Genomic DNA, 287 nt, shown 5'->3' on the forward strand with positions numbered 1-287 from the left:
TACCTACACATTTACTCCAGCAGGTCCAATAGTTGGAGCAGGAGGAGTAATTTCAGTTATGACCATCGGAACAAGTTATACAGTAACTGCAACCAACGGAGGATGTACATCATTAGCATCATTAAGTTTTAGTAATGCAGCACAATTATCAACACCTGCAGTACCAACTATTACTTCAGTAGCAGCTAGTTGTTTATCAGCAGGAAGTTCAACCATATCAAATTATGATGTATCAAATACCTACACATTTACTCCAGCAGGTCCAATAGTTGGAGCAGGAGGAGTAA

Annotated in this window: 1 protein-coding gene; it reads left to right on the plus strand. The window is 39.4% G+C overall.

Annotated elements, in window-relative coordinates; all coding sequences use genetic code 11:
• Positions 1 to 287 (plus strand): hypothetical protein (locus tag GFJ99_RS14000; RefSeq protein WP_162523993.1); only part of this gene is annotated, 287 nt, incomplete at both ends.

It is taken from the genome of Flavobacterium sp. LMO6 (assembly GCF_009495795.1).
GTDB lineage: Bacteria > Bacteroidota > Bacteroidia > Flavobacteriales > Flavobacteriaceae > Flavobacterium.